Annotated in this window: 21 protein-coding genes; 4 read left to right on the top strand and 17 right to left on the bottom strand. The window is 65.1% G+C overall.

Annotation, left to right across the window (positions count from 1 at the left end; translation table 11 throughout):
- The first annotated feature begins 77 nt into the window (after positions 1-77).
- Entirely contained in the window at positions 78-680 is a 603-nt protein-coding gene (locus ASC61_RS09490) for a TetR/AcrR family transcriptional regulator (protein WP_235503526.1), read from the top strand.
- A gap of 4 nt (positions 681-684) precedes the next feature.
- On the opposite strand, the gene ASC61_RS09485 is transcribed toward ASC61_RS09490, so the two are convergent.
- The 8 genes from ASC61_RS09485 to ASC61_RS09450 all read right to left on the bottom strand — a co-directional run bounded on the left by ASC61_RS09485 (position 685) and on the right by ASC61_RS09450 (position 10,672).
- The gene (locus ASC61_RS09485; protein ID WP_056211284.1) at positions 685-1,890 is read right to left on the bottom strand and encodes a cytochrome P450; all 1,206 of its coding nucleotides are present in this window, start codon (positions 1,888-1,890) and stop codon (positions 685-687) included.
- 25 nt (positions 1,891-1,915) lie between these two features.
- Complete coding sequence (locus ASC61_RS09480; RefSeq protein WP_200935422.1) at positions 1,916-3,310, bottom strand: APC family permease; 1,395 nt, start codon at positions 3,308-3,310, stop codon at positions 1,916-1,918.
- Between the two features lie 155 nt (positions 3,311-3,465).
- Positions 3,466-4,350 carry a bifunctional methylenetetrahydrofolate dehydrogenase/methenyltetrahydrofolate cyclohydrolase gene (locus ASC61_RS09475; RefSeq protein ID WP_056211280.1) on the bottom strand — a complete coding sequence of 295 codons (885 nt, stop codon included), beginning with the start codon at positions 4,348-4,350 and terminating at the stop codon, positions 3,466-3,468.
- Entirely contained in the window at positions 4,347-5,192 is an 846-nt protein-coding gene (gene purU, locus ASC61_RS09470; protein WP_056211278.1) for a formyltetrahydrofolate deformylase, read from the bottom strand. The genes ASC61_RS09475 and purU overlap by 4 nt, the downstream gene beginning before the upstream one ends.
- 1 nt (position 5,193) lies before the next feature.
- Entirely contained in the window at positions 5,194-6,300 is a 1,107-nt protein-coding gene (locus ASC61_RS09465) for an aminomethyltransferase family protein (protein ID WP_056211277.1), read from the bottom strand.
- 69 nt (positions 6,301-6,369) lie between these two features.
- Positions 6,370-8,766, bottom strand: coding sequence for an oxidoreductase (locus ASC61_RS09460; protein ID WP_157439438.1), 2,397 nt, complete (start codon positions 8,764-8,766; stop codon positions 6,370-6,372).
- A 125-nt stretch (positions 8,767-8,891) separates the two neighbouring features.
- The gene (locus tag ASC61_RS09455) at positions 8,892-9,263 is read right to left on the bottom strand and encodes a cupin domain-containing protein (protein ID WP_056211272.1); all 372 of its coding nucleotides are present in this window, start codon (positions 9,261-9,263) and stop codon (positions 8,892-8,894) included.
- Positions 9,260-10,672 (bottom strand): NAD(P)/FAD-dependent oxidoreductase, encoded by a 1,413-nt coding sequence (locus ASC61_RS09450; protein ID WP_056211270.1) that lies wholly within the window; start codon positions 10,670-10,672, stop codon positions 9,260-9,262. Before ASC61_RS09450 ends, ASC61_RS09455 begins: the two co-directional genes overlap by 4 nt.
- 144 nt (positions 10,673-10,816) lie before the next feature.
- On the opposite strand from ASC61_RS09450, the gene ASC61_RS09445 reads away from it, so the two are divergent.
- On the top strand, positions 10,817-12,487 hold the full coding sequence (locus tag ASC61_RS09445) for a CocE/NonD family hydrolase (protein ID WP_056211268.1): 1,671 nt from the start codon (positions 10,817-10,819) through the stop codon (positions 12,485-12,487).
- 81 nt (positions 12,488-12,568) lie between these two features.
- Positions 12,569-13,537: a quinone oxidoreductase family protein gene (locus ASC61_RS09440; RefSeq protein ID WP_056211267.1), complete on the top strand. Its 969-nt coding sequence runs from the start codon at positions 12,569-12,571 to the stop codon at positions 13,535-13,537.
- A 46-nt stretch (positions 13,538-13,583) separates the two neighbouring features.
- Here the strand turns inward: ASC61_RS09440 and ASC61_RS09435 are convergent, their stop codons facing one another.
- From ASC61_RS09435 to ASC61_RS09400, 8 genes are all read right to left on the bottom strand, one after another.
- Positions 13,584-13,997, bottom strand: a complete 414-nt coding sequence (locus tag ASC61_RS09435; protein ID WP_082530561.1) for a pyridoxamine 5'-phosphate oxidase family protein — start codon at positions 13,995-13,997, stop codon at positions 13,584-13,586.
- Positions 13,998-14,009: 12 nt separating this feature from the next.
- Complete coding sequence (locus tag ASC61_RS09430) at positions 14,010-15,536, bottom strand: AMP-binding protein (protein ID WP_056211263.1); 1,527 nt, start codon at positions 15,534-15,536, stop codon at positions 14,010-14,012.
- Between the two features lie 297 nt (positions 15,537-15,833).
- On the bottom strand, positions 15,834-16,484 hold the full coding sequence (locus ASC61_RS09425; RefSeq protein ID WP_056211261.1) for a TetR/AcrR family transcriptional regulator: 651 nt from the start codon (positions 16,482-16,484) through the stop codon (positions 15,834-15,836).
- Positions 16,485-16,620: 136 nt separating this feature from the next.
- Positions 16,621-16,974 carry a cupin domain-containing protein gene (locus ASC61_RS09420; protein ID WP_082530560.1) on the bottom strand — a complete coding sequence of 118 codons (354 nt, stop codon included), beginning with the start codon at positions 16,972-16,974 and terminating at the stop codon, positions 16,621-16,623.
- A 12-nt stretch (positions 16,975-16,986) separates the two neighbouring features.
- A complete protein-coding gene (locus ASC61_RS09415; protein ID WP_157439596.1) occupies positions 16,987-18,579 on the bottom strand; it encodes a class I adenylate-forming enzyme family protein in 1,593 nt (530 codons plus the stop codon).
- Positions 18,580-18,647: 68 nt separating this feature from the next.
- The gene (locus ASC61_RS09410) at positions 18,648-19,103 is read right to left on the bottom strand and encodes a hypothetical protein (protein WP_056211257.1); all 456 of its coding nucleotides are present in this window, start codon (positions 19,101-19,103) and stop codon (positions 18,648-18,650) included.
- A gap of 101 nt (positions 19,104-19,204) precedes the next feature.
- Positions 19,205-20,605: an ABC transporter substrate-binding protein gene (locus tag ASC61_RS09405; RefSeq protein WP_268750628.1), complete on the bottom strand. Its 1,401-nt coding sequence runs from the start codon at positions 20,603-20,605 to the stop codon at positions 19,205-19,207.
- Positions 20,606-20,958: 353 nt separating this feature from the next.
- Positions 20,959-22,470 (bottom strand): amidase, encoded by a 1,512-nt coding sequence (locus ASC61_RS09400; RefSeq protein WP_200935419.1) that lies wholly within the window; start codon positions 22,468-22,470, stop codon positions 20,959-20,961.
- Positions 22,471-22,508: 38 nt separating this feature from the next.
- Between ASC61_RS09400 and ASC61_RS09395 the strand changes: the two genes are divergently transcribed.
- Positions 22,509-23,093: a TetR/AcrR family transcriptional regulator gene (locus ASC61_RS09395; protein WP_056211252.1), complete on the top strand. Its 585-nt coding sequence runs from the start codon at positions 22,509-22,511 to the stop codon at positions 23,091-23,093.
- On the opposite strand, the gene ASC61_RS09390 is transcribed toward ASC61_RS09395, so the two are convergent.
- Positions 23,082-24,449, bottom strand: coding sequence for an NAD(P)/FAD-dependent oxidoreductase (locus tag ASC61_RS09390; RefSeq protein WP_056215511.1), 1,368 nt, complete (start codon positions 24,447-24,449; stop codon positions 23,082-23,084). The two genes, ASC61_RS09395 and ASC61_RS09390, sit on opposite strands and share 12 nt — an antisense overlap.
- Between the last annotated feature and the right edge of the window lie 35 nt (positions 24,450-24,484).

The raw sequence follows: 24,484 nt of genomic DNA, 5'->3' as shown, positions 1-24,484 counted from the left end.
ACCGCACAATCTGGATGACCACCGGCGTACACGCCGATGACACCCCCGTTAGGCTGTCCATGAGGATAGGAGTCACCGTGCCCGAGCTCAAGACCGAGAACGAAGACAGGCCCAAGGCACGTCCGGCCTACGGTGAAGGGCGCGAAGCGCTGCTACGAGCGGCGGTCCACGTCGTGGCGAACCGTGGCCTGCGCAACCTCACGTTCCGCGCTGTCGCAGCAGAGGCAGGCATGACCCACGGCCTGGTGCGGCACCATTTCGGAACCCGTGACGCGCTGATCGAGGCCGCGCTCGAGCACTCGGTCCTGACCAGCATGGAATCAGGGGCCTTGGAGCCCGGTACAGGCGAGATGGCTGACTTCTCGGCCGGTCTGGCCGCCGCGGTGACGAAGGAGCCAGACACCCAGGCATTCCAGTACGAGCTGATGCTTGAAGCGCGCCGGACGCCGGCCCTCTCTCACCTGACGGAAAAGGTCTACAGCAGCTATCGCGAAGCGACGCGCCGTGAGCTCATCGCACTTGGCCTCGGCGACGACACCGCCCTGACCGACCTGGTGTTCGCGGCCCTGGACGGGCTCGTGTTCGACCAGCTGACCCACGGCCTGGACGAAGGCCGCGCGGAGCGGGCGCTCGAGCGTCTCCGCGAGATCCTCACCGGTTTGCGCAGCGCAGGAACATGATCATTCATCTGGTGGTCGAAAGCGGAAGCGACTGCAGGCACCGGTAGACATTCCCGGGCCGCCAGGCGATCGCCTCGGCCGGGACTCCGAGGTGAATCGGGCGTCGCACCAGCTCCTGGAACACCTCCATGCTGACCATGCGGGCCAACGGGTGTCCCGCGCAATGGTGGTTGCCGCCGCCAAAGCTGGCGATGCGGGGCTCGGCCGGACGATCAACGATGAGGCGGTCGGGGTCGGGGAATGCCAGCTCGTCCCGGTTGGCAGAGCCCAGCAGCAGCTGCAGGGACTGGCCCGCTGCAAGTGCATGCCCGTTGACTTCGCACGCCTCCCTGACTGTTCGGAGGGTCGACTGCAACGGGGTGTCGTAGCGGAGCAGCTCCTGCTGGACCGCTGCCCCACCATCGTCGTCCGTACGAAGCCTGGTGACGAGGTCGGGATTGGTCAGCAGATGGAAGATCCCACTGGCGATGAAGCAATGAGTCTCCTCATACCCCGCCCCGTACATGAAATGGACGTTCGCCAGCAACTCGTACTCCGTGACGTCGTCAGAGCCGTCCGCGACCTGCACCATCGTGCTGATGAGATCATCCCCCGGTCGGGCCCGTCTCGCCTCGACCTGAGCCTCGAAGAAGGTGTCGATCTCGGCGACCGCGGCATTGGCGGCAGCCACCATCTCCGGGGTTGGCGTGGCCTCGAACAGGACGGCCGCCACGTCCGCGGTCAACGCCGCCAAGCGAGGGCGCTCCTCGGCCGAGATCCCCATCAGCTGACAGATCACGCGGGAGGGAACCTCGAAGGCAAGGTCCTGGAGCCCCTCCCCCTTCCCCGCGCTCTCCAAGGCGTCGAACGCTTCGGACACGATCGTCTTGGTGCGTTCCCTGAGAAGCTCGACCTTTCGCGGCATGAACGCCGGTCCGATCAGGCGTCGCAGCGCCGCATGACGAGGGTCGTTCATGGACAGCAACCAAGAACCGATGTTGCTCGCGAACGCTCCAGCGCCTGTTCGGCTCTCGACCCCTGCGACGGGGTCATCCTCGTATCCGATTGCCTTGTCCGCGAGCAGTGCCATGACGTCGGCGTGCCGACTCACCACCGTGTACCCGTCGGGGTGATCGAACCACGGCGCTTCGTGACGGAGCTGCTGGTACGCCGGGTAGGGGTCCGTCAGCGTTGTAGCGTCCCGTGTGGTCCAGGTCAGTTCGGTGGTCATGCCATCTCCTCAGGCGCTAGGAAGTTCAATCGGGCAGGTCGGACTCGAGGGCCGGCTCGCCGACCGGGCGACGACCGCCCCGACTCATCGCGACCCCGATGATGAACGCCGCCGGCGCGGTCGCGATCAACCACGCTGCCGTCGTGCCGGAGCCACCGATGAGGGTCTTGAAGTTGAGCAGCACAAGGATCAGCGCTCCGGTCACCAGGACGACCGTGACTGCCGGCGCGACCAGCGTCGGCCAAGCGCGGCGATCGACTCCGGTACGCCTGAAGTAGACGATCACCGAGATCGAGGTCAGAACGTACAGCCCGAGCAGCGCCAGAACCGCCACGCCGCTGAACCAGGAGAAGAGCGTCAGGACAGGATCCTTGGACAAGATCGCAAAGGGAAGGACGAGGGCCGCGGCGACTGCGGTCTGGACACGGCCGGCGACGTGAGGAGCCCCGTGACGGTTGACCGTGCTCAGTCCCAAGGGCACTGACCCGTGGTGAGCCAACGAGTACAGATAGCGGTTCAGAGCGTTGTGGAACGCGAGGATGCCAGCAAGCAAGGAGCTGGCCAGGAGGAAGCCAAGGACATCACTCGTCCACGCGCCCAACTTGTCACCCACGGGCGCGAACAGGAACGTCGTCGCGTCTCCGGACTCGAGCGCCTTGCCGGCAGCACCTTGCACACCCGAGGCGCCGTAGTAGGACACGAGCATCCACGTCACGAACGCGAAGAAGATCGCGATCACGGCCACGGACACGTACGTCGCCCGTGCCACCGTGCGCTCGGGGTCCTTGGCCTCCTCGGCGTAGATGGCTGTCGACTCGAAGCCGAACATCGACGCGACGGCGAACATGATGGCCACGCCCGGCGCGCCATAAAGAACCGCGGACGGCGAGAAGCTGTCGGTCAGGCCCATGCCCTCAGGACCGCCGCCGCTGAAGAACACTGACAGGGCGAACGCCAGGAGGATCGCCATTTCGGCGGCCACGAGAACGGCGAGGAATTTCGCGCCGATCTCGATGTGGAGGGCACCGAGCGCCATCACGGCCACCATGGTGACGACTGCGGCAACCCACCAGTCCACCGAAATGCTGGTGTACTCATCGAAGAGCAAGCTCACGGTGACCCCATAGAGCCCGTACATCGCCGCCTGGACTGTGCTGTACGACCACAGGGCCAGGACTGCCGCGCCGGTCCCCATCGGGCGACCAAGTCCCTCGCCGATGTAGGCGTAGAAGGCGCCGGCATCCTTCACGTGGCGACTCATGGCGATGAATCCGACCGCGAAGATGGTGATCATGATTCCCACGAGAAGGTAGGCGCCCGGCGCACCTGCCCCGTTGCCAAGTGCCACGGTGAGTGGCGAGGCGCCGGCGATGCCGGTCAGCGGCGCCTGCGCGGACAGCACGAAGAACAAGATGCCCATCACTCCCAGTGCCTCTGGCCGAAGGCGGTGTGATTTCTTGGCGCCCCCAGGTGAGGCGGAGCTGGATGGCTGGGTCGAGGCGGTCATGCGATCTCCAATGATGGCGGTGAGCAACAGAGTGTGACGCAATTCATTCGGTGCCGAATGGAAGGAGATTAATCCAATTGGATAGTTGTGTCAATGGATTTCTCAGCGGCCTCGCGCTCGGCCTGCTCCACAACGTTCAGAAGCAACATCGCGCGGGTCATCGGACCGACGCCGCCGGGCATCGGTGCGATCCACGCGGCGACGTCACGGACGGAGTGATGCACATCCCCTACCAATCCCGCGTCCGTCCGCGTGATCGCGACATCGACGACGGTCGCTCCCGGCCGGACCATGTCCGCCGTGAGCATTCCCGGCACACCCGCTGCCGCCACCACGATGTCGGACGACCTCGTCAACGCCGCCACGTCTCGCGTGCCGGTGTGGGTCAGCACCACGGTTGCGTTCTCCTGCCGTCTGGACAGCAGCAGTCCCAATGGCCGGCCCACCGTGACGCCGCGACCGACGACACAGACCTGGGCACCCTCGATAGGCACCTCGTGTCGGCGCAACAGCTCGACGATCCCTCGTGGCGTGCACGGCAATGGACCGGGCGCTCCGAGGACGAGACGGCCGAGATTGAGCGGATGCAGGCCGTCGGCGTCCTTGCGCGGATCCATCCGCTCCAAGACGGCGTGAGCGTCCAGCCCGCTCGGGAGGGGCAGCTGGACGATGTAGCCGGTGCAAGCAGGATCAGAGTTCAGCTGGTCGACAGCCCTGAGGACATCGCGTTCGGTAGCCGCGGCAGGCAGGTCGACGCGGATCGACTCGATGCCCACCTCGCCGCAGTCCCGGTGCTTCCCGTTCACGTAGGCGTGACTTCCTGGGTCGTCACCAACCAGGACAGTCCCAAGACCCGGGACCACGCCGCGGCGCCTCAACGCCGCTACACGGCTGGACATCTCCTGCTTGATCGCGGCCGCTGTCGTCTTGCCGTCCAGGATCTGAGCACTCATGCGAAGACGACCGTTCGCTGTCCCAACAGCAAGATGCGATCCTCAGAGAAGTTGCGGACTGCCCGCGAGAGGACGACGCGCTCCACATCGCGACCGCGTCTGACGAACTCCTCGACCGGTTCCTGATGCCCCACACGTACGACGTCCTGCTCGATGATGGGTCCTTCGTCAAGGTCCGCCGTGACGAAGTGCGCTGTTGCCCCGATGAGCTTGACGCCGCGCTCGTGCGCCTGGTGGTAGGGCTTCGCGCCCTTGAAACCGGGCAAGAAGGAGTGGTGGATGTTGATGCATCGCCCGGCAAGAGCGCGACAGAGATCGTCGCTCAAGATCTGCATGTAGCGAGCCAGCACCACCAGATCAACGTCCAGGTCCGCGACGAGGCGAAGGATCGATGCCTCGGCCTCGACCTTGGTGTCGCGGGTGACGGGCACATGGATGAACGGAATGCCATGAGCCTCGACCTCCAATCGCAGCTCCTCGTGGTTCGAGACAACCGCGGGTATGTCGACGAGCAGCTCACCCGTTCTCCACCTGTAGAGGAGATCGTTCAGGCAGTGGTCGAACTTCGAGACCATGATCAACACACGACGTCGCTTGCTCACCGGCCGCACGGAGATCATCGGGTCCAGTGGCGCCACCCTGGTCGCAATCGTGTCGCGCACCGTCTCACCCGGTTCGAGCGACGTGTCGATCGTCATGCGGAGACAGAATTGCGACGTCTCGAGGTCAGAGAACTGGGCGCTCTCGACGATGTTCCCACCGATCGCCGACACCCCTTCGGTGACCGATCGGATGATGCCGGGCTGATCGTCGCACCGCAGTGTCAGGACGTAGCGCTCCATGTCAGCTCCTGACCCGAAGACGATCGGGATCGAACGCCGGAGTGCGGTGAACCAGCGCCGTGTGACCTCCGACGACCACCTTGGTCCCGATCTTCGCCGCACCCTTGTGCACCCGCGCCAATGCCAGCGTGTTGCCGCCCATCACGGGAGACGGCACACCCATCGTCACGAAGCCGAGGTCCTGATCGTCGATCGTCACCCGAGACCCGTCCACGTCGCCAACGTCGCTGTCGAACGCCAAGGAGACGACGCGCCCCGTGACTGCTTCTCGCGCCGCGAGCAATGCGTCTCTGCCGACGAAGTCGCCCTTTTCGAGGTCGATCGCCCAGCCCATGCGGCATTCGAACGGCGAGACGGTGCTGTCGTACTCGAGCTCGCCCATGATCATCCCTGCCTCCACACGACACATCATGAGGGCGGCGGCGGAGGCCGACGCGATGCCGAACTCAGCGCCTGCAGCGAAGACTGCGTCCCAGAGCTCTTCTGCTCGGTCGACCGGGACCATGATCTCGTATCCGAGCTCGGCGGTGAATCCCATGCGGTTGACATGCGCCTCGATCCCAGCGACCTGCATGTCGGGAACGAAGGTGTAGTAGGGGAACGCGTCGTTGGAGACATCGGCGGCCGTCAGCTTCGCGAGCACCTCTCTGCTTCGCGGACCTTGGAGGGACAGCACCGCAAGTGTGTCCCGCACCTCTTCGAGCGTCGTCCCCGTCGGCGCTCGCTCCTCGAGCATCCGCGCCGTCTGCGGATTGCCGCCGATCACCCGGACGTGGTCGTTCGCGAGCACGACAGCCGTGACGTCGTCGACCATCATTCCGTGCTCGTCGACCACGACGCCGTACGCGATCCGCCGGGCGCCCAGCTTGCGTACGTTGCGGGAGAACACGGCATCCGCAGCGTCGATGGCTCCCGGGCCGCGAAGATCCCACTTGTACAACATGGAGAACTCGAGAGCTGCGACCCGGTTGCGAATCGCTGTGTACTCCTCGGCCGGGTCACTGATGAAGGCCGGGACCGCGAAGCCGTAGATGTCGATCCATTCGACGACATCGCTGGGAAACCTGGATGAGAACGGTGTGGGTGTGAGCCCTTGGGGGATCGGCATGACTGTCCTTCGTTGTGCGGGTCGGGGCAATCCATCCATCTGGACGGCTGCGATTGGAGACCTCGTCGGTCAAAGTGGGAGGAGTGGCAGGAGCGTTTTCGCACCAAGCTGGAAGTCGTCTTCTGTGCTGGCCAGCAGGCGTCGCTCACGAATGAACGGCAGCGGCGTATCGGGATCCGGGGAATCGATCTCGCGCGCGAGGCGATGACCGGAGAACACGGCTTGGGCGATCATGCCCGGAGTGTGCGCGTCACCCACCAGATGGAGCTGGCTGACCTCGGCGGCGACTCGCCGGTCTTCGTCGTCGAGCAGTTGGTCGTACACGTCGCAATGGGAGTAGCGATGCGTCACCAGCGCCATGGAATCGGCCTCGACGACGCGTTCCGCGCCACTCCAGGCGTGGATCAGCCCGACCTTGCCCGGCTCGAACGACAGGGTCACGTGCTGGGACAGGATTTCCACGCCGAGCTCAACGAGCCGCTGGTACAGGCGCTGCTCCTCAAGCGTGTTCCGCAGGTAGGGGCCGAGGTTGTCGAAATGCGTGATGTAGGTGACCTTGCGTCCCTGCAGAGCCAAGAACTCCGCGACCGTGCAGCCCATGTGATAGCCATCGCTGTCGACCACGGCCACGTGGCTGCCGAGCTGCTTGCCCTCGATGACGAGCTGCTCCGGAGTGGCGACCTCCGGCATCGATGAGTTCGCTCCTTCGATCGTGTTGTGGAGTGATCCGTTGATGCCGTCCCCAGACCAGCGAGACCCCGTCGCGTTGATGATGATCTCCGCCCCGTAGTCCAAGGCACCTGCGGCGTCGAGGCTCACGTTCGGGATGAATTCGACGTTCGGGAGCTTGCTGATCTGCCGTTCGCGGTACTCCGTCACGCGTCGCCAGGCGGCCAGCCCGGGCATCGTCGTCATCCACGTCAGGTGTCCACCAAGCTCGGCCGACGCGTCCACGAGGTGCACGGCATCGAAGCCGCGCTTGCCGAGAACCGTCGCGGCCTCCATGCCTGCCGGACCGGCGCCGATGATCAGGACGGGCTTCTGCTTGTTGGCTGCTTCGGAGAACTTCTCCGGGTGCCAGCCACGGCGGTACTCCTCGCCACTGGTCGCATTCTGGGTGCACCAGATCGGCGGGCCGCCCATCTCCCACCGCGAGACGCACACGTTGCAGCCGATGCACTCGCGGATGTCCTCCAGCTGGCCCAGCTCGATCTTCTTGGGCAGGAACGGATCGGCGATCGATGGCCGAGCAGCGCCGATGATGTCGCACTGTCCTGAGTTGATGACGTTGACCATGACGTCGGGATCGGTGAATCGGCCAACGTTGATCACCGGCTTGGTCGCCACCTCCTTGGCCACGCGCGTGTACTCCGCCTCGTGGTTCGTGTCGAAGAACCGGCTGGAGCCGGCATCCTCTCCCCAGTTCAAGGTGCCGATGTTGATGTCCCAGTAGTCGACCAGGTCATCGAAGGCAGCGATGAAGTCCTTGCCTTCCTCGTGGGCCCTCACGCCGCCATCGCCGTAGCCGTACGGCTCCTCGAGCGTGTCGATGACGAAGCGCATCCCGATCGCACAGTCGTCGATCTCCGAACGAATGTCCTCCAACACCTCGCGGGTGAACCTCGTCCGGTTCTCGAAAGAGCCTCCGTACTCATCGGTGCGGCGGTTGTAGAAGGGATACAGGAAGAAGATCGGGAACGTCCCGAGGCCGGCGTAGAAGGTCAACAGGTCGAACCCCGCGTCCCGCGCGCGTTTGAAGCCGTCGACGTGCAGCCGGCGGAGATCCCGAATCTCGCGCTTGCTCATCGCACGGCCGTTGGCCATGTGGTTGATGTCGTTCGGCAGCTGCGAGACCGTCAGTCCACCGGCGCGCGTCTCGGCGTTGTGCGCCAGCCCGCCTGAGTGCACGAGCTCGACGCCGGCGAGTGCATCGTGCTCCTGGATGGCGTCGCACATCTGCGCCAGGTTGCGGACGTCCCCCGCGTCCCACAGCTTTGAGCTGACCCAGGGCATGACGTCGCTGCTGGGCGCGATCGTGCAGATCTCGGTGAAGACCGCTCCCCAGCCCCCCTCGGCCTTCATGCCGCGGAATGCCGCCTGGAACCCGGGCCGGTCCGAGCCGGCGCCATTGCAGTGCGGGACCTGCCAGAAGCGGTTCCGCAACGTCTTGGGACCGAGCTGGATCGGGTCGAACAGAACGTCATACCGGGATTCGCGGGCCATGGGGATCACACCTTTGGACGGTCGGCGGGGGCACGCCGATGCACGGGTGTCCAGAATTATCCAATTGGCAAGTTCTGTCAATGGTGGGCCGCGTTTACCCCGATCGACCGGACGAGATACATATCCGGTCGGGGGCCCGATCCGGATCGACGAGCGGAGGGTGCAGCGTTGACATTTCCCACGCTCGCGCCCCACTTCGAGAGCGGTGCCCTGCGCCCTTCGTTCCCGCTCGCCGCGGGCCACGCAGGCGCACCTGACCCTCTAGGACTGCCGGGCCACCGGCAAAGTCCTCCTGATTCCCAAAGGGACATCAGGATTTCGTTGAGCCGCTTGTCAGTAGCAAGCGCGTCAGACGAGTCCCCTCGAATTCACGTCGAGACGACTTGTGGCAGAGCCACATAGACCTTTCGCAGAGTCTCGTAGATGACCCACGTCGTGCGATCTCCGACCTTGAGGAGCACGACCGATCCAGGAGCCATGAGAATGGCCGAGCCGTCCGCGAACTCCACCCTCCCGCGACCAGACAGGACGACGAATATCTCATCCACCTCGATGTCAGTCGCCACTCCGGAGGTGATCTCCCAGATCCCCACCTCGACACGTTCATCGGAGTGCAATGGAGCGAGCGCAGTCGTCGGGTCGCCGGCCACGACGTTCTCCGCATCCAAGGCTGAGTGCTCCAGCGCTAGCTGCTGCGCGTCCTCGACCAGCAAGGCGGCCGATGCCCGATCCGATGTCACGAGTCGAACCCTAGTCCCAGGCGATCCAGGGTTCGCAACAGGAAGTTGCGTCGGCCCTCGCGGTGATCGGCGCGATCCAGTGACCATTTGGTTGCCTCAATGCCGATCTTGGCGAGTGGTTCGGGTGGGAACGGCAGCGGCTTCTTGCGCACCATCTCCAGCTGCGTCCTCGGCGTCGCCTGACCGGCCAGACGATCGAGCATCACCTCGGCGGCGAAGCGGGTGGCGCCCACGCCAAGGCCGGTGAACCCCGAGGCGTACGCCACGCGGCCTTGGCGGGCCAGTCCATGGAAGGCGCAGAACTGCGTCGAGGTGTCGACGGCGCCGGCCCAGCGGTGACTGAACTGCACGCCCTCGAGCTGCGGGAACGTGGTCAGGAAGTGCGAGGCGAGCCGCTCATAGGTCACCGGGCGATCCTCGTACTGCGACCGCACCCTGCGCCCGACGTGATAGACCGCGTCGTAGCCGCCATAGAGAATCCGATTGTCGGCGGTCGGCCGCGAGTAGTGGAACTGGTTGGCCAGGTCCGTCAGGCCTTGGCGGTTGCGCCAGCCAACCTGGGCCATCTGTTCGGACGTGAGTGGTTCCGTCATCAGCACGTAGTCATACACCGGCACCGTCATGAGTCGGGTACGCCGCAGAAGAGGTCGGAAGACATTGGTGCACAGGGCAACCCGGTCGCTGACGACAGCCCCGCGGGCGGTCCGCACTCGGACCGGACCTGGACGGGCCGACTCGAGCCCGGTGACACCAGAATGCTCATGGATCTCCACGCCAAGCTCGGCTGCCGCCCGGGCCAGCTCTTTCGCCAGCTTGCCGGGATGGACGAGAGCGCAGTCATCGGTCTTCCACCGGCCGGCGAGGAAGATCGGGCTGTTGATCTCCGCCTTCACCGCCGGCTCATCAAGCCAGACCCCGTCATCCGCGTCCTCAAGCCAGCGCACCTGGTGCGGCTCGTACGCCACGGCCAAACCGCCTGTCCGCTCGAGCTCTGCGTCAAGACCCAAGTCCTTGAGGTCCAGCTCGAAGGCGTCGAGGTTGTCGCGACCCAGGCGATCCAGCGTCTCGTACTCGTCAGGCCACCGGGATCGCCCGTTCTCCTCGCCGTGGGTGAGGCTCGCTTCGGCGAAGCCGCCGTTGCGACCCGATGCTGCCCAGCCGATCTGCTCAGCCTCCAACAGGACTACGCGCTGAGCTGGGTTGCGTCGCTTCGCCAGCACCGCAGTCCACAAGCCGGTGTAGCCGCCGCCGACGATCGTCAGATCGGCACGCGTCTCGCCGCGCAGTTGCTCGTAGGTCTCCGACTGGATCCCGTCCAGCCAGTACACCGACTGCGCCGCCGCTCCGAGCGCGTGCGCGACGGCCGCCGAGTTGGCCGGTAGCCGTTCGAATACTGTCTCGTGCTTCACAAGCGGGTCCCTCCAAGAACCTGGGCGGTCAGCTGCATGATGAAAGCAGGTAGTACCGCGGGTGTTTTACAAAGACTAGCGAGCCACAGCGTTTTGCGTAACACTTGTTGTATTAATGCTGTCGCGCCGTCCGAGGAGCTACCGATGACGTTCGAGATCATCGAGACAATGCGGTCCGAGGAGCCGTCTCCCGCCGCGACGGAGTTCATGGTGCAGACCCGGGACGGGGTCGAACTCGCGACGGATGTGTACCTGCCTGAAGGCGAGGGACCGTTCCCGGCGATCATCGTTCGGACGCCATACGACAAGTCCAGCCGCTACACCGGGCTGCGGTTCGAGGCCGAGTACTTCAACAGCCGCGGCTACGCATTCGTTGCTCAGGACGTCCGCGGAAAGTTCCGGTCCAAGGGCGCGACGGTCCCCTACGCGCTCGATGTCGCCGACAGCCGGGACACCCTCGAATGGATCACCCAGCAGGCATGGTCGGACGGAACAGCCGGCGCGGTGGGCGCCTCCTACTACGGCTTCACGTGCTGGGCCGCAGTCGCGAGCGGACACCCTGCGCTGAAGGCAGCCGTCCCTCAGGTCACCGGGATCGACATGGGCGCCCGCCACGTGGCATCGCGGTGGTCGCTCGACAACCCCGCAAACATCTCCTTGCAGGACTTGATCCAGATCTGGACCAACAACGACGGCTACCTCATCGACATCGACTGGGGCTCCGCCGACGTCCTCGCCCTCCTCGACCAGGCACGACAGCAGCTCGGAACGTCCGTCGGCGTCGAGGCGCTCATCGAAGGGACGCACCACCAGGGCTGGAACAACCCTTACGGCGACCGCAATCCATGGCACACGACCAGCGTGCCGATCCTGCACTGGCAGAACTACTACGACCCTGGCCTGGCTCCCGAGGGCTTCCGGGACTGGCGCCACTTCCGCAGCCTGACCGGCAGCCGCCACTTGCACTACCTGCGTGTCGGCTCCGCTGACCACGGAGGCTTCAAGCTCGAGGACGTCGACGCAGGCGACGCCAAGAACCCGTACCTCGACGACGACACCCTCATGGACAAGATCCGCGAGGAGTGCGGCGAGATGGCTGACTTCTTCGACGAGCACGTGAAGGGCCAGATCCCGTCAACTCCCCGGCCGCGGGCGCGCTGGCACCTCGGTCATGTCGGCTGGCAACACTCCTCCGAATGGCCGCCGCCGTCCTCTCCCAGCACGTTCCATCTCGTGCAGGACGGGTCGGGCCCGCACCAACTCGCCATTGGCCCGGACGCTGAGCCGAGCGCGCTCTCATGGACCCACGACCCGCTCGACCCGGTGCCGTCCAGCACCGACATCGAGACGTTCTGGTACCTGCTCGCCGGCTATCCCGACGAGCGGGACCTTGCTGAGCGCGCCGACGTTCTCACCTTCCGTACAGCACCACTCGAGGCGCCCCTCGACTTCGCCGGCCAGCCAGAGCTCAACGTACGGCTCGAGTACGCCAGTACGAGCACGCACGTGTTCGCGAAGCTGCAGGACGTCGATCCGGATGGCACGACCCGGCCGATCTCGTGGGGCCGCGCCGTGCTGAGTGAGCCCTATGGCACCGACGTCCGACTTCTCCTCGACGACAATGCCTACCGTCTGCAGGCCGGCCATTGCCTGCAGCTGCAGATTGCGACCAGCGACTTCCCCTACTTCCTGGTGCATCCCGGGACCGAGGATTCCCCGTGGAGCGCAAGGATCAAGGTCGCCGTTGAGCAGAAGCTGCTCCTGGGCGGCGAGCACCCGGCGACCCTCACCTTGCCAGTCATCACCGTCGACTGATGCGACACCGGCCCAACGCTCCGACGAGCACCCGAACCACTTTGAACTTGGCCATCCAACCGCACACACCCAGGAGTCCCCGTGAAAGCCGCTGTCTACGACGCACCCGGCACGCCCGACGTTCTCACATACGCGACCGTCGCCGATCCGGTCCCCGGCCCAGATCAGGTGCTCGTGAAAGTTCACGCGATCGGGCTGCAAGGCGGCGACGTTCGCGCGCGCGCCGCCGATGAAGTCCCTTCCCCTCAGCACGTGGTGGGCTATCAGGTCGCGGGCGTGATCGAGGCAGTCGGATCAGGCGTCACAGATCGCACCATCGGGCAGCGTGTCGCCGCAATCATGCTGAATGGATCCCACGCCGAACGCGCCGTCGCTGACTCGAGCTGGACGTGGGTGCTTCCCGAAAGCATGGACTTCGACACCGCCGCTGCCGTTCCCGTGGAGTTCGGGACTGCGCACGAGACTCTGTTCGAGTTCGGCGGGCTCACGGCCGGTCAGACAGTTCTCGTCCAAGCCGGCTCCGGAGGGTTCGGCCTGGCGGCGATACAGCTCGCGAAGGCGGCCGGGGCAACGGTGATCTCAACGGCATCCTCGCCGGAACGCCTGGAACGACTCTCCGGATACGGCGTCGACCACGGCATCGACTACACGAAGGTCGACACCGTCTCCGAAGTCATGCGGATCACCAATGGCAGGGGCGTGGATCTCGCGATCGACCCGGTCGGCGGCCCCGCCTTGGCCGCTTGCATCGACGCGGTGGCATACCGCGGGACGGTCGTGTTCATCGGGACGATGGGCGGCGACGAGTCCGCCCCCGATCTCATCCCGCTGCTCCTGAAGAACGCGAGCCTGCGCGGCTACTATCTCGTCGAGGAGCTGGTACGGGACAACGATCGCGCCACTGCCATCATCGCCGAGCAGCTCGACCGGGTGTTCTCGGGAGAATTCACAGCCGTGCTGGACCGCACCTTCGCTCTCTCCGAAGCGGCGCAGGCGCACCGCCGGGTTCAGAGTCGCGAGGCATTCGGGCGCGTCATCATCAAGCCCTAGGCAGGCGGACCGGCAGACACATCCATTCCCCGATGGCGGGGTGACCTCAGTGGTCGGCGATCTCGTCGAAGCCGAAAGCAATCCAACTGTGCACCTTGACGACCACAGTCGTCATCTCCGTTGACCCGCGCTCGTGCCACTCGCACCCCTGGTAGTGCTGGGACAGGACGTCGATGTCTTCCAGATCAGGGTCAGCGCGAATGGCGATGGCGAGCCCGGTGAGCGAGAGGTGCCGAGGTGGATCGTTGGCCAGGACGCTCAGCGCGACTCGCGGATCTCGTCTGATGTTTTCCAGACGCTTCGCCCGGCCACCCATCGACAGGAAGACTTGACCCTCCGAGTAGCCGTACCAGCATGGCACTGCAGCAGGACCACCATCGCGCCGCATCGTCGCGAGCACGGCATCACGCGGCTGTGTCAGATAGCGTTCGGCCCACAAAGGCAGCGGCGCTCGCGGCATGGTGGCCTGTCCTCAGCCTTCGGGGCTCGAAGTCGCAGCTCGGCTGTCCCAGCACAAGTCGACTCGGTGTTCACCGTTCACCATGAGCTTGGCCTTCGGAATGCGTTGCGTCTCCGTGCGTGGGAACGGCTCCATCCGCTCCTCTAGGTAGCGTGGCAGCTTCTGGCGCGACAGCCGCGCCGCCGCGAACGCCGAAAGCTCGCCAGGCTCCCACCCCGCACCTTCGACGAGCTTCACGTACGCCTTGATCTCCTCACCCATGACGGCATCCGCGACGGGTACCACCGCGACATCCTCGACGGATGGGTGCAGGCGAAGAACCGACTCGATCTCGGCCGGCGCGACGTTGATGCCGCTGCGGCGGATGAGCTCCTTGCTCCTGCCCTCGAAGTAGTAGACGCCATGATCGTCCCGACGAAGGATGTCCCCTGTTCGAAGCCAGTCTCCATCCATGACCTCAGCGGTGGCCTCCGGATGGCCCACGTACCCCGAGAAGACGACTTCTCCTCGGACCTGCAGCTCGCCGAGTCCCGCGCCCACAATCGCCTCGCCTCGCTCGTCGACCAGCCGGGCCTCGACGTCGGGATAAGGGATGCCAAGAGCGCCTGTGCCGACGAACCGGTGACCGTGTTCGGCCGGCATCGCGATGGCGGGCCCGGTCTCCGACGAGCCGTAGACCTCCCGCCAGGGAAATCCGAACCGCTGCTCCAGCTCCGCATGGCGAGCGCGGGGAACCGCGACGGCGACGGCCTCACGAACCTGGTGCGCTCGATCGTCTGGGGAAGGTGTGCTGTTCAGCAACATGTCGGGGATCGAACCGATCGTGAAGATCGAGGAGGCCCCCGTGCGCCGGGCCACCTCCCAGAACCGGGACACGCTGAACTTACGTACGAGGACGATCGAGGTGCCACCGACGATGGCTGCGAACAGACCGGTGAGCGGATCGCCGTAGTGCAGCTGGAGCGGAAACATGAGCCGCTGGGATGGGTCCGCGTGAGTCCGCAGATGGACATCGACGTACCGCAGCATGCTTCGATGCGTCTCGCCCAGCGCCTTCGGGAGGCCCGTCGTCCCGGAGGTGTAGCCGATGTCGACCACGTCATGCATCGAGGCGTCAACCGTGACGATGTCCAGCGGTACGGCATCCGCAGACAGGTGCCGGAACCCTCGCGGCTCCTCGCCGATCACCGGCAGGACCGCCTCGAGGACCTCGGATGATGCGGCCAGGTCGTCGAAGACCGCTCGCGCCGTTTCGTCCACGAGTGCGGTCCGGCACGACGAGTCGTCGACAACGAATGCGGCCTCGTGCGGGCCGAGCTCTGGGGACTGGCACACGGCCACCCCTCGATTGGCGACGATGGCCAGGAAGGCGATGACGAACTCGGTGCGGTTGCCGATCGCCACCACGACCCGGTCACCTACTCCAACGATGTCCGACAGCACCCCCGCCAAGTGCTCGATCTCGGCCAGGAGCTGGCCGCACGTGACCTCGAAGCCATCCTCGAAGACCAGCGGCACATGATCGGGGCTGGATCGCATGGCCCGGCCGAGTACGTGCGTGACAGGCTCAAGAGGGCAGGCGGACCATGCCGCGGCAAGATCTGAGGGCCAGCAGACGACGTTGTCGACGGCGACTTTGGGGGACGTCGTCACGAGAGCTCTCCGATGGATCGACTTTATTTACAATGAACGTTTTATCAACCGTAGCGGATGCGCGCTCGTTGCGTAACGTCTGTTGTACAAATAAGTTGGTCGACCGGCCATTGAGGGGGCGCTGCCGATCACCGTCGACTGAGCCCGCGGCCTACCGCCCGCTAGTTGCTTCCGGTGGCGCGGCTACGCGTGGGGCTCAGCCCGGGGTGAGAGCTCGAGAGCACTGACAGGGTCGACGACAACCCCTTGCTCAGCAAGGGGGATCCCGAGCAAGAGCATGAGGTGCTCGACGATGGCGAGCTGGCGCTCGACAGGCCATGAGTCAGGGTGCTCGACCACCGTGAGCACGACGCCGCTGATGGTGACCCGCAACAGCTCGACGGTTCGCTCGACGTCGGCCTGCGGCACCAGTTCCTCGAGGTGGCTTCGCAACACGGACCTGATCTTGACGTCCCACTCCTCCAGAGCAGTTCGGTGCCCCACGCCGAGCAGCTGGGACGAGAGGAGGTTGATGCGTGCACGCTCCTGGGTGAGACCGAGGGGGGTGACCGGCATGAGCCATACCAGCAGGTTCTGGAGGCGCTCCTCGGGCGTCCTGCCCCGCTGGTCGAGTTCGTCGATCTCCTCGACCCACTGCTCCAGCGAGGACGATGCCACCTCGGCAAAGAGTGCGTCCTGATTGGGAAAATAGTGCGTCACCAAGGTCGTGGAGCCACCAAGACGAGCCGCGACCGCTCGAAATGACAGGCCACCAGTGCCGGACTCGGCCAGGATCTCCAGGGTCGCTCGCACGATGTCACGCTTGCGGACGTCGTGGTCGACAAACCTGGGCATCGCACGCCACCTTCCTCACCATTGGGACAGATCAGTGCCTGACGGCACGGTCACACGACCCGTTGTATCACGGATGCGATACGACGTGCCTCACGACACGACTCGCTCGCGGTCCCGCTGGTTCTGCTCCAGGCACTCAGGCAGGAGTCTCGTCGCTGATCAGCACGAATGCCTTCCGCACCTGCTTGTGTATCGTCCAAGTTCCACGCCACCCTCGCGGCAGGACGAACAGCGAACCGGCAGCCACCGTCCGATCATCCGACGTACCGTCGGTCGCGATGACCGCTTCGCCCTGGATGATGTAGCAGACCTCGGCGAACGCCGATCGGTCCGCGCTGAACGTACCTTCGTCGCATTCCCACAGACCGACTTCGCCGGCCAGTAGTCCTGGGATACTGACCGAGGACTCTGCCTGCCCGTCAACGCTGGTGGGCTTCGGCTTGGCTGCGGGCATGGCTGTGTCCGGCCCGCTGAGAATCTCAAACGTCATGGTGCTTCGCTCTCATTCCACGTGACCGGTTCTCTCGGCAGCGGTCTTCACGTACTTGTTCTTGTTGGGACCGGTGACGTCGATGACGCTGTCGTTGAAGGGGTCCTCCTCCCGTAGTGCCGCCTTGCGCACCTTGCCGCTCGATGTCATCGGGAGCTCGGCGCGAAACTCGACGTATCGAGGGATCTTGAACGAGCTGAGGCCTTTGAGGGCCCCGTCCACGACCTGTTCAGCCGTCGCGCTCTCTCCGGGCTTGAGGACCACGATTGCCTTGACGTCCTCGCCACGCTCGCGGTCGGGCACCGGGACGACGCCCACCTCCGCGACTTCCGGCATGGTCAGGATCTGCTGTTCGACCTCGGCGGACGCGATGCTCTCGCCGCTGCGGCGGATGACGTCGCGAAGCCTGCCTTGGTAGTAGTGCAGCCCATCTGCGTTCTTGCGGACCAGATCCCCGGTCCTGAACCATCCACCCGGAAGGAACAGCTCCGCGTTGGTCTCAGGACGGTTGTAGTAGCCCTGCATCATCCCGTCCCCCCGAAGGCACAACTCGCCGACGACACCCGCCTCGACCTCTTCGAGCTGCGCGTCCACGATCTTGGACTCGCGGTTGGGGAAGACGAGGCCCATCGAGCCGGAGCCGACGAGGTCGGTGCGATCGAAGGGGACGAACGTGCCGGAGCCGACCTCGGTGCTCGCATACCAGTCTCGGGCGACGAGGTCGAAGCGCGACTCCAGCTCAGCGTGCAGTTCCGCGGGCAGGGCCGCGACCGGCGCCTTCTTGAGGACGAGCTGTCGGTCCAGCTCACTCCTCGGGACGTCCAGCATCCCGTCGTCGATCCACGCAAAATCGATCCGTTGATCGACCAGCCAGCCCATGAACTTGCGGCGACTGAGTCCGCGCGTCACGTGAAGCGCGCCGCCACCGGCAAGCGCCATCGTGAAGTACGCCTGGTTCTGCAGGTAGTAGAACGGATGGTCGGCGAGGATCCGCTGCGGGTCGTCGAACAGTGCAGCCGACTGGACCCCTCCAGCGATCCAGTAACGGTGAGTCAGCATGCAGCCCTTGGGCAGCCCCGTCGTACCGGACGTGAACTGGATGTTGGCGAGGTCGTCGACGCCGGGCACCTGAGTTCTTGGAAGTTCCTCGTGACCGAGCAGGTCGACAAATCTCAGCCAGCCTCGGTCACCCTCGTCAGTTTCGTCTCCCACCACGACGACCCTGGCCTGCGCGACATCGCCCAGCGCTCCGTCCACGCTGAGGCTGTCTAGCATCGTGGCGTCGGCGATGAGCCAGGTGACGCCGGCGTCACCCATGACGAACTCGATCTCGCGCCGCGTGTACTTCGGGTTCATCGGCACAATGACCGCACCGAGCTCCGCGATGGCGAACCAGCTGACGGGGAACTCGAGCTGATTGTCCAAGAGCACTCCCACTCGGTCGCCGTGGCGGACCCCGGCAGCCTGCAAGCCTGAGCGAACGCGCGTCACGTCCTCGCGAAGCTGTGCCCACGTACGATCTGGCCCTCCTCCTTCGAGGAATGTCAGCGCCGGGTTGTCAGCCCATGTCTCGCCGGCGAAGTCGAGCGCCTCGGGCATGGTCATCCTGGCCACCCGGCGATGATGGTCGCGATAGTCGATCGTGAACGAAGCAGAGGTCGCCCCATCCACCTTCATCCGGCTGTGGTCCAGAGAGCACGGGAGGTCGCGACGAAGCCGGGCTTGGCCCTGCCTCGCACCTCACCCACCACATCGACGACGACGAGGTGACCTTGCGCCCCGCGATCGACGACGTCAACGATCGTGCCTCTCAGTCGAAACGGGTCGGACCGTCGGATGACCGACACGAATCGAGCCTTGTCCACACCGTAGTTCCACGCGATCCACGGCCCTTCTGACCAGATGCTGTGGTTCAGCAGGAAGTCGAACATGCCGAGCAGGTGGAAGCCTTCCACCAGGTCATCGCCATAGGCGTCGTCGCCTCCGTAGCGGTGGGGGTAGCTGTCGAGATACGTGCCCTTCTCGAACATGTCCGCACGGTCTTCGTCCATCGTGAACCACGGCGTGACGAACTCCTGCCCGACGAGAGTAGGAGCTTCGCTGGGGTGCGAGACGCTGACCGTCTTCACCTCGGAAAGATCGTCCGTCAGAATTCCCATGATGTCCTTCGGTTATACAATGGTTGTTCTATCTAGTGATCGCGCCTGTGCCCGTGCCGCCCCGGTGGCTGCTATTTCTTGGCGGCGCCGACGAACGCCATCTGCGGCATCGACCAGTAGGCGAAGGACGTGATGGCACCCGTGAAGTCATTGGCGAGATAGGTCACCGTGTTGGTCGAGACGATCGGAATGATGCTGGAGTCGTCTTCGACGAGCCCCTGAGCCTTGGTCACCAGCGGCGCCTGCGCGTCTCCGTCCAGAGTCTTGCGGGCCGTGGCCAGCAGCTCAGTGACTCCGGGATTGTCCAAGTTCGTGTAGTTGTAAGGCTGCCCGGGAAGGTACGTGAAGCCCATCGGCTCGAGCGGGTTCTGCGTGCCGTTGAAACTCGTCGACATCAGCAGGTCGATGCCCTTGCGTTTGGTCGCGTCATAACCGGCCTGGGTGAAGATCAGCGGCTGCAGCGCCTTGATCTTGATCGTCAGCCCGGCCTTCTTGGCATCCTGCTGCAGAAGTTGAGCGGCCCGCGACATGGTCTCGTCGCCCGCGTTGATCGCCAGGACGAGCGGCGAACCGTCGTAGCCCGAGTCCGAGATCAGCTTCTTGCCCGCCGCCGGGTCATAGCTGCGGCTGGCCGCGATCTTGTCATACGCCTTCTGGTAGACGTCCTTCTGGTCGTTCGGCCATGTCGCCGGCGTGAGAGCGGTGTAGTTCGGAACGGCGGCCCCATGGAAGACGGCTTTGGCGAGGGCTTCGCGATTGACGATCCGTTGGAGCGCCTGCCGGATCTTGTGGTCCGCGAGGACGCCACCCGGGTTGGCCACGTACACGTTCAGGCTTTGCATCGACGGACCGAACGTGACTCGCCCTGATGTCGCCTTCTGCAGGGCCGGTACGGCCGAAGCCGGGATCTCGTAGGCACCGTCGATCTCACCAGACTTCAGCGCCTGGGCGAGGGCCGTCCCGTCTGTGACGAAGGAGAACGTCACCGACTTCGCGAACGGACGCCGCTCGGCATTCCAGTAGTCGTCATTGCGGCTGATCCTGATCTCGCTGCCGACCTTCCAGTCGTCGAGCTTGAACGGGCCGCTGCACATCAGTCCGCCCGCGGAGGTGCCCATCGCGTCGCCGGCCTTCTCTGTGAAGTCCTTCTCCAGGACCACGCCGGTGATGTTGGCGAGCGCCTTGAGGAAGATGGCGTCAGGCTGGGTGAAGTCGATCGTGACCTCGTCCCTGGTTGTGGCGACGATCGACTTCACGTTCAAGAACGCGAAGCTGATGATCTTGTCCGGTTTCGAGGCTCGGTTGAGGCTGTATGCCACATCCTCGGCAGTCAGCGGCTTGCCGTCCCAGAAGGTGACACCCTCGCGGATCTTGAGCACCAGCTGCGTGTCGGACACCTGCTTGTAGGTCGCAAGGTTCGGCTTCAGGTTGTAATCGGCGTCGATCGTCAGGAGCGCATCACACAGGTTCATCACGACCTGGCCGGAGCTGTAGTCAGCCGCATTGGCCGGGTCGAGGGTGGTCGGTTCACCGGCGGTGAGGTTCCACTTGACGGCTGCGACGTCCGCCTTCGCCGGAGCGAGGCTCGTGACCAGCTTGTCCGCACCCTTGACGGAGCCGTCGCTGCCGCTGCCTCCTGAGCACGCCGACAGGAGCAGAGCGACGACCGCGGCCGTCGCCACTGCGCCAACGCCACGGGGAGGTTGATACCAAGCGCGGCGTGCAGGTGATGTCGTCATATCCACTCCTTGATGGGTCGCACCCGCGAGGGGTAGCAAGACATGCAATATACAACGAGCATCACACTATGTAAATGGCCTCTGTTCTAGAGAGCTGGATGGTGCTCGTGCCACGCGTTCAGGCGCTCGTATCGAGCAGCCACCGAGATCACATCGGCGTCCCCCCACAGCCGGCCGATGAACTGCACGCCAATCGGGAGGCCCTGGTCGGTGAATCCGCCGGGAACGGAGAGAGCGGGCAGGCCAGCGTGCGACGGCGGCTCGGTCATCATGTGGATCAGCATGCCCAGCGGCATGGTGTCATGGCCGCCGACCTGTAGCGCGGGCCCCTTGTCGCCCTCACTGGGGAACGCGGAGACAGCGGTGGTGGGGGTCACCAAGACGTCAAGCCCTGTCATCGCGTCATTGAAGGCGTTGTAGATCTGCGTCTTGACGGCGTGGACGCCGTGCACCTCTCGACCCGAAAGCCGAGAGCCACGGTCTGCCAACTCCCGGATCGACGGCCAGACCTCGACACCCTCGCGCCGCAACTCCTCCAGGACGTCGACATAGCTGTATCCATTGACGAGGTCGAAGACGTACTCAGTGTCGGGCAGCTCGATCTCGACTCCCTCGATCGACGCTCCTGCAGCACGCATGTCGTCCACGGCCCGGTCGAACAGTCGCCGCACCTCTGCGTCCAGCACCTTCTGGCCGAGGTCGTGGCAATACCCCACTCGCACGCCCGTCAGATCTCCGGGAGCGCTGGCGGCGTCGGCATAGCTGCGCGCCTCGCGGGGCACCGAGAATCGGTCGGCAGGGTGATGGCCCGCCGTGGCATCGAGGACCATGGCGGCGTCGAGGACCGTGCGCGCGATGGGACCGTCCGTCGAGTCACTGTCGGTGTTGTCTCTCGTCGGGATTCGGCCGATCGACGGCTTGATGCCGACCGCGCCGCACAACGACGAAGGCACTCGGATCGAGCCGCCACCATCAGATCCCCAGGCGACAGGTCCCACACCAGAGACCACCGCCGCCGCCGCGCCGCCTGACGAACCACCGGCGGCGTAGCCCGGGCGCCACGGAGTGCTCGTCGACCCCGTCAGCTTGCTCTCCGTGACCCCGAGAAGTCCGAACTCCGGCGTGGTGGTCTTGCCCAGGAGGATGACGCCCTGCTCCTTCAACCGCTCCCAACCGATGGCGTCGAGGTCGGGGACGTGGTCGGCGTAGGCCGTGGATCCATACGTCGTGCGGACCCCCGCGGTCTCGGCCAGATCCTTGACCGTCATGGGCACGCCGAAAAGCGGCGGGAGGTCTTCGCCGGAGCCGAGTCGAGCCTCGGCCTCGCGTGCGCTCACCCTGGCCTGGTCCGCGGTCGTCGTCACCATGATGTTGATCGACGGGTGAACCTGCTCCATCCGCTCGAGAACAGCATCGATGACCTCGACCGGGGAAACCTCGCGGAGTCGATACATCCGGCCCAGTTCCGAGGCGGTCTTCCAGTGCAGCTCGTCAGTCATGGTTCTCCATACGATCGGTTGTCGCATACTGTATGACACGCGTTGTGTTACGCAACAGACACAAACACTGTGTTGTGGGCAAGCCTGGCTCGCAGACACGCGTGCCATAGTGAGAGCTCGATCGAGGAGATGACCAGATGCCCCGCGCTCTCGACCTCGTGCAACGACGTCGCAACATCACCTCGATCGCCATTCGCCTTCTGGCCGAGGTGGGCCTGGACGGGTTGACGCTCAAGGCCATCGCCGACGAGCTCGGCGGGTCGATCACGTTGGTCACTCACATCTACCCCACGCGGCGGGACCTGTTTCTCGGCCTCGCCGAGACGCTCCTGGAGGAGTACGACGCTTTGTTGCCCGAGCTCGAGGCCGGGATGGACCGGCCCGACCGGCTACGGGTCCTGCTGGAGTGGATGCTCCCCCGCAGCGAAGCTGGGTGGAACCAGGAGCGGAGCCGAATCGTGCTGCTGTCAGACCCCGAGACCGGACCGATACTCGCCTTAACGATGGATCGTCGGATGCGGGCACTGATCCACGACCACCTCGTCGGCCTCGTGCCCGCTGACGAGCTCGAGGAGCACGTCGATCTGTTGCGGGTCCTGACCAACGGCATCGTCCTCGCGAGCGTTGAGCACCGCGAGGACTGGCCCGCCGAGCGTCAGGTCAGCACCTTGCACGCAGCACTCAGGCGCCTCGACCTGCTTCCCGCCACCTCAACGGCCTGAGAGGCGGTCGGCGAATCGACCAAGTCGGCTGGGGCGGTCGAGTCCAGCCAACTCCCGTCTGTCCGCAGCACGATAGAGCGCATACATGCCGTTGACCCCGAGCCAGCGCAGTGGCTCGGGCTCCCAACGTCGCACGGGCCGGTTGGTCCAGGCCAGGGTGGTGAGGTCCGTCTGCTTTCCCAGCACCAAGTCACGCAACGTCCGTCCTGCCAGGTTGGTTGCGGTGAGCCCGCTCCCGACATAGCCGCCTGCGAAACCGACCCCAGTCCGCGGGTCGAGGCTGACGCTCGCGCACCAGTCACGCGGCACAGCGAGGACGCCGCACCAGGCATGCTCCAGCGTGATGCCGTTCAGCTGAGGGAAGGCGCGCTCCAAGGTCTCGCGAAGGGAACGAATCGTCCAGGCCTGGGTGACGCCGTCGACGTCCGTGGCAGACCCGTAGCGGTACGGGCGTCCGCGGCCGCCCAATGCGATGCGGCCGTCCGCGGTGTGCTGCGCGTAGTAGTAGGCGTTCGCGAGATCGCCCAGCAGTTCGTTGCCGGCCCAGCCGAGCTCGGACCAGACGTCCTGGGAGAGCGGTTGGGTGACCACGATGGCGGAGTTCATCGGCAACCACGTCCTGCGGTTACCGCGCAGGGCCGAGGTGTAGCCCTCCAGACACTGCAGCACGAAAGGTGCGGTGACGGTGCCGGTCTCACACACGGCACGCCCCGACTCGACGCGCTGCACCTCTGTCCGCTCGTAGATCCTCACGCCACGCGCCCTAACGACTTCGGCGAGCCCGCGCACCAGCTTCGCCGGCTGCACCCGTGCGCATTGTGGATCCAGGACGGCTCCGCGGGTTCCGGCGACCTTGATCCGCGCGGAGCTCTCCTCGGCGTCGAGGATCCGGACCCGAGAACCGGGAGCGGGAGTGGTCGACTGAAGGCGTGCCAGCTGAGCCGCCGAGGTGGCCACGTACATGACCCCACTCTTGACGACGTCGGCCTCGATGCCCTGGGTTTGGCACACGTCGATGACTCGATCCACCGAGTCAGCGAGCTCGGCAGCGAGCCGGTCGACGGCCGACATTCCGCCGGGACCGCGCGCGTACGTCGCCCTGTTTCCAGGCAGTTCGGCCGACAACCAACCGCCGTTGCGTCCTGAGGCGCCGTACCCGACGAACTCGGCCTCGAGGACGACGATGTCCAACGTGGGATCCGCCTCGGAGAGGTAGTAGGCGGTCCACAAACCGGTCAGACCACCACCGACGATGCACACGTCCGCCGTGCGGTCACCGGGAAGCGTCTCGCTGGCGGCCGGTAGCCCCACCTGCTGCTGCCAGTGCGACACGCCACCGGTCCTGACGCCTTCGATGGTCTCGATCCGGTAGTCAGGGATCGACCCAGGAC

This window comes from Aeromicrobium sp. Root344 (assembly GCF_001425755.1).
GTDB lineage: Bacteria > Actinomycetota > Actinomycetes > Propionibacteriales > Nocardioidaceae > Aeromicrobium.
Note: the sequence above shows the minus strand (reverse complement) of the source record. Positions and strands in the feature narration are given on the sequence as shown.